Origin of the sequence: Flavobacterium sp. (genome assembly GCF_036782315.1) — a bacterium.
In the GTDB taxonomy this organism is placed as follows: domain Bacteria; phylum Bacteroidota; class Bacteroidia; order Flavobacteriales; family Flavobacteriaceae; genus Flavobacterium.
This window is the reverse complement of record NZ_DAIPZK010000019.1, coordinates 5283-11289: the sequence shown is the minus strand read 5'-3', so window position 1 is coordinate 11289 and position 6007 is coordinate 5283. Positions and strand designations below refer to the sequence as shown.

Here is a 6007-nt window from a genome sequence, read left to right as displayed (position 1 = left end):
TAGTACAGAATGGTGTTCCTGCATAACTAATTGTTGCTGTTGGTGCAGCTGTAATGGTAATCGAAGTTGTAGCCAATACTGCTGAACATCCATTAGCCGCTGGTATTGTATAAGTTACTGTATAGATTCCAGGTGTGCTAGAAACTGGCAAAATAGTTCCTGTTGCAGAATCAAGCGTTAAACCAGCTGGTGCAGCTGAAAACGTACCAGTTGAAAAGTTTCCTGTTCCATTTAAAGTAACCAATTGATTGGATGAATTTGTGTTACAGAAAGGACCAGCATAACTAATAGTAGCAGTTGGCAATTCTGTTATAACAACTGAAGTTGTAACTGGTATTGCTGGACATCCACCACTTGCTGGAATAGTATATGTTACGGTATATGTCCCTGCTGTACTTGCACTTGGTGTAATAGCTCCTGTAGACGCATTAATTGATAATCCTGCTGGAGACGATGTATATGTTCCGCCTGTATAGGCTCCAGTTCCTGAAATCGTTACTGCTTGTGCTGTTGCAACTGATGTACAAAATGGAGTTCCTGCATAACTAATAGTCGCTGTTGGCAATAAGGTAATTGTAATGTTTGCGTTGCTACTAGCCGCTAATCCACAGGCAGATGCTGGAAAATTATATGTAACCGTGTAAGCACCTGGAGTACTTGAAGAAACAGTAATTTCTCCAGTTGAAGCATTAATAGTTAATCCTGCTGGTACCGCTGAAAAAGTTCCACCAGATGTAAAACCAGGAACCAATGTAGGGAAAACATTTGCACTATTAGAACAAACTGGAGTTGTATATGAAAATCCTGTAACAGGAACAATAGCACCTGTAACTGTAATTGTTCCGCTGATAGTGATAGGTGCAGAACATCCACCTGTAGTTGAAACAGTGTAATTATAGGTTCCTGCCAATGTCGGAATTCCACTAATAGTAAATACACCCGCAGCAAAATTTCCTGTAACTCCAGGAGGTAATGAGCCCGCAGAAATAATTGCTCCTGTTGCTCCTCCTCCAACAGTAAATTGAATTGGTGTAATAGCAACATTTACACATGTAGTTTGGGTAGCTGAACCTGATGATAATACCATAGTTGCAGCTGGACTAACTGTAACATTTACTGCATCCGAGGCAATACATCCACCTGGAGAAATAACATTTAATGTATATGTAATATTACCTGTTGGACAAACAGTAGGTGTTAAAGTATTACTATTAGTCATGTTAGTTGTTGGAGACCACTGAACTGTATTTGTATTAATAATTACAGTAAAATCAATTATAGTACCTGTTCCACCACCACCACCTCTGGTATCTTTAACATTAAGGGTAAAAGTACCATTTAAAGTACCTGTATAACCAGCATAAACAGCTGGAGGAATACAATAAGTTCTTGTACCTGATCCAGCAGCTAAAGGAGTTAATGTAGAATTATAAACTGTTCCATCTGGCATTGTAATTGTAATTGCATTTGCATTACCATTCTGACCAATATCTGGAAAGTTAGAGTGAGTTAAATCAAAACAAATCGAACCAATTGTAGAATTAGAATTCACAATTCCCGTAGAAGTTACAGATGTATTGGCTCCTGTTGTATTGTTATTTGGAATAGCAACATCGACAGGATTATTAAATGTAGTAGTAAAAGTGCCTGGTGCTATTGAAGAAGTACCACTCAAATTAATACAACTCCCAGAACAAACAGGAACATCAACACCTGCATTAACAGTAGGTGTAGGATAAACTGTAACATTTACCGTTTGAGGTGTACCAGGGCATCCCGTAGCTGTAGATGTTGGAGTTACAGTATAAACAACAACTTGTGGAGAAGCAGTTGTATTTACCAAAACATTATTTATTGTTGATCCCGTTTGGTTGGTTGTACTTTCTCCAGTAACATTTCCATTTGCGGTAGCAACCCACGTATATGTTGATGGCTGATCAGCAGTTAAAGCTAAATTAACAGATTGTCCACTACAGATATTAACAGCATTACTACTTGTCATTGTTGGACCACTAACCTTAACCGCACTAAACAATGAAGGAGGATCTGATTGACAAGCTGGACTTGTCCATGAACCAGATTCTCCATCGGCTGAAGTATTCACAGTAACAGATAAATTTTGACCAGCAACACAAGTGGAACTTACGGTCATATCCCAACAAAATGTCCATCCTCCAGTACAGTTGTCTCCATAATTATTTACTGGTGAAGTTCCTGCATCAATAGTATCAAAATAAAAACCTGTTCCCCAGTTTACACTATTAACTGTTCCTATGCCTGTTGGAAAAAAAGCCCACGTTCCTGAACCTTGACACGCAGTTGGTGGAGTTGCATTAGTAATACCTGTCCATCCAGGACCAAAAGCAATTTGAACTCCGTGAAGCCAATTCGCACTTACTTGAGTCCAGTTAGTTATAGTATAACAAAATCTAACAACCTGACCGGGCGCATAAGTTCCATTAACTGGAGCTGGAGTAGCTGTAAGTGTAGATCCTCTCAAACAATCATTACAATCAATATCATTATCAACAGAAATTGAAAAGTTATTATCCGTAGCAGAACCATTATTACCACTGATTTGAATATAATAAACTTGACCTATGGTCAACGAAGGAACCGACAATGTTCCATTTCCAGAGGGACCTAAATTGGTACAAGATAAGCCTGTCAATCCAGCACCATTACAAGTACCTGTCCAAAATCCAATGCTAGCATTAGGAAAACCAGAAATCGTAATATTAGCTAAAGTTCCAGATGTTGTAAAAGAATACCATACATCTAAGGCAGGAGAAGCCATATTACCTCCACTCGCACATCCAGTAAGTGACACATATGGATTAGCACCAGTAGCTCCCACAGTTGATTGATTATTTAAAGTAATTGGAGCACCATCTTGAAGTCCAGAAGAACATGCACCTGGCGTTGGGAGTGTCCCAATATTTGTAGCTGTATTACAATTATCATTCGCTGGCTGTGCAAAAGCTAATGTACTTGTTATTAATAACAATACAAGTAAAAGAGTATTTTTAATTTTCATAGTAGAACTATTTAGTATAAGCTTTATTAGGACGAACTTCATAACCTTTAACGATTATTGCAGATGAAGATATTGACCAACTTATGTGTGAAAAATTAGTATCATCCTCCACAAAGCATTCATCATTAAATTTTGCAGATTTCAAAATATGTTTAGGGTAAAGTCTAACTACTGTTCCATCATCTAAAACAATATCATGATTTTTTGTAATCAAATAACTACCGCATAAATCTGCTGTAGAAAAAGCTTTTTGAATGAGTTCTTCAGAATATTTATTCCCAACTTTGAGAATTTCAAAATTCCTTTTTCTTTCTTGAGCAACCCCAAGAAGTGTAAATTGAAAAAATAATAAAAGTAAAATCTGCTTCATGATGTTAATTTTTTATAGTTCTGAACAAAAAGTTAAAAATATTAGGGGGTTTTCATAATTTTTTGTTAATTAACAAATATTAAAATATTTTTTGAATTTTCAAATATTTAACTATAAAATTTTAAAAATATTTAATTTAACAAAACACATATGTTGTGATTTCCTAAAATATACAAAAATTATTACAGTATTAACAAAAAAAACCATCTCAATTGAGATGGTTTTAAAATGATAATTATCGATAAAATTAACGCTTCATCGCAAAATGCGCTTTAAATTGTTTTTTAGCTCCATTTTCTAAATAATCCACAGTAAACCAATAGTCGGTAGAAGGTAGTGGTTCTTGGTTGTATGTACCATCCCATTTTTCAACTCCTCTTAACTGTTTGATAAACTTACCATATCGGTCAAAAATATTTATCACATCTGTATCTTGTAATCCTGCAATGAACCATCCATCGTTAATACCATCACCATTTGGTGTAAAGTATTGTGGATATTCTATTACAAATACAGTGTAAGTTAAATAAGTACAACCTTGTGTGTCGATCACAGTAATTGTGTGTGGACCTGCACTAACATTTGTAAAGATATTCGAAGATTGTAAGGTTCCTTCGTCTAACGAGTACATTAAAGTGCCACTTCCGCCTGTTACATTTACTGTTAGCGTAGCATTTCCACTAAAATAAGCACTTTGTGTAACTGTCATACTTGCTGCCGGGGTTACTGAAGTAACATTAGCAGTAACCATGTTAGTCACATCCGAAGACACGCAATTAGTACTACTGTTGGTTGCAATCACACCATAAGTTCCTACGGCATTTGCGGTATAGGTTGCATTGTTTGAATTTGGAATCGCAACTCCATTAAAATACCAAACAAAATCATAGGTTGCATTGTCTAATCCCGAATCTAATGTATAGCTTTGGAATGGAACGCCAAATTCATCAACACAAATCGCTCCATCCACTAATTTTGGCTCTGGTAATGGATTTACAACAACTCTAACTGTGATAGAATTGCCTGTACAATTATCCAATCTAGGAGTGATGATATAATCTACATAACCAGGAGTGTTTCCTGTTGTAAATAAAAGTTGACTAATTAACAGGTTTGTACCCGCAAAACTTCCTGAAGTAGCGCCACTTACACCAACTGGAACCACAATCCAATCAAAAATAGTATTGGAATTAAATGTAGAAGCTGTGATATAAGTTGGTGTTACTCCACTACAAATAGGCAGATGAGTTGAATTCGCAAATATCTCTGGTCTTGGATTAACTAAGACAGTTACCGATTGAGGTGTTCCTGTACATCCGTTGAAAGTAGGTGTAATGGTATACGTCACACTTCCTTGTGATAGCCCAGTGGTAGTCAATACTTGTTGAATACTAGTACCTGTTCCATTTGAAGCTCCAGTCACTCCTGTTGAATTGGTTACTACCCAATTAAAAATGGTACCTGGAATTGTCCCTGTTAGTGAAATATTAGTTCTCTCTCCAGAACAAATTGGCGCAGGATTATTCGCAATTGTTACATCAGGTATAGGATTTACTCTAACATGAACTACTTGAGCAGGACCAGAACATCCGTTTGCTTCTGCTACAATCGTATAATATACATCTACAGTTGATGTAGTTCCCGGACTAACAGTTAACGTTTGACTAATACTTGTTCCTGTTCCTCCTAATGCTCCTACAACATTTCCTCCTGTTACTGTCCATGAGAAAACAGCGCCAGGCACATTACTTGTTAACTGAATATTGGTAGTTCCTCCTGAACAAAATACTGGGTTAGAATCGTTCGCAATTACAATTGGAGATGGCGACACATTAATTCTAATTAATCCAGGAGCACCAGGACATCCATTTGCTGTTGGAGTTACCAAATATTCTACATAACTATTAGTTGCTGAAGTAGCTGTTAATAATTGCGAAATTACATTTCCATTTGAATTAGAAGCACCCGTTACGTTAGATTGTGTAGCAACCACCCAAGAGAAAGTTGTTCCTGGCACATTACTCGATAAATTAATACTTGTAAATGTTCCAGAACAAATCGTAGTTAAAGTAGGTGTTATAATTACGTTTGGTAGTGGTTTAACAATCACAGTTGCACTACCTGTTTGTGCTTGACCACAAAATGGAGCAATTGTTGATTGAACATAAACCACATTATAAGTACTGTTAGCTGTTAAAATAGGCGTAACTACAGTAGCTGTTCCTGAATTAGGAATAGTAACCGTTTGATTAGGCCCACCATCAATATTATAAGTTACTACAGAATTTGGAGTAGCAGTTATTGTTACACTACCAGAAGTACCTTCACATATAGAAGCATTTGATACTATGCTAACTAATACAGGCTTTGGTAGAATTGGCAATACAGTAAATGAAGCTGAATTAGCCGAAGTACAACTTCCGTTAAAAGCAGCTACTTGATAACTTGTGTTTAATACCGTACCCGATATGACACCAGCAGCTCCTACTGAAGGTCCAGCTGGAGTAAACACGTAAGTTAAGGCAGCATTATAATTTGAAATCGAAGCAAAACCATCTGCAGTACATGTTGGTGCTGTAATTGCTACTGTTGGAACTACT

3 protein-coding genes are annotated in these 6007 nt (G+C 36.7%); all 3 read right to left on the bottom strand.

What is annotated here, in order from left to right:
• Positions 1–3037: PKD-like domain-containing protein (locus V7P59_RS12595; RefSeq protein WP_333810507.1), on the bottom strand; the 3037-nt coding region annotated here is incomplete at its 3' end.
• A 7-nt stretch (positions 3038–3044) separates the two neighbouring features.
• Positions 3045–3407, bottom strand: a complete 363-nt coding sequence (locus V7P59_RS12590; RefSeq protein ID WP_333810506.1) for a hypothetical protein — start codon at positions 3405–3407, stop codon at positions 3045–3047.
• Positions 3408–3654: 247 nt separating this feature from the next.
• Positions 3655–6007, bottom strand: a 2353-nt coding sequence (locus V7P59_RS12585) for a PKD-like domain-containing protein (protein WP_333810505.1), incomplete at its 5' end; no start/stop codon positions are given.

Bases quoted from the DNA above. Each gene is read 5' to 3' on its own strand.
- V7P59_RS12590 (WP_333810506.1), bottom strand. From the start codon at position 3,407: ATGAAGCAGATTTTACTTTTATTATTTTTTCAATTTACACTTCTTGGG.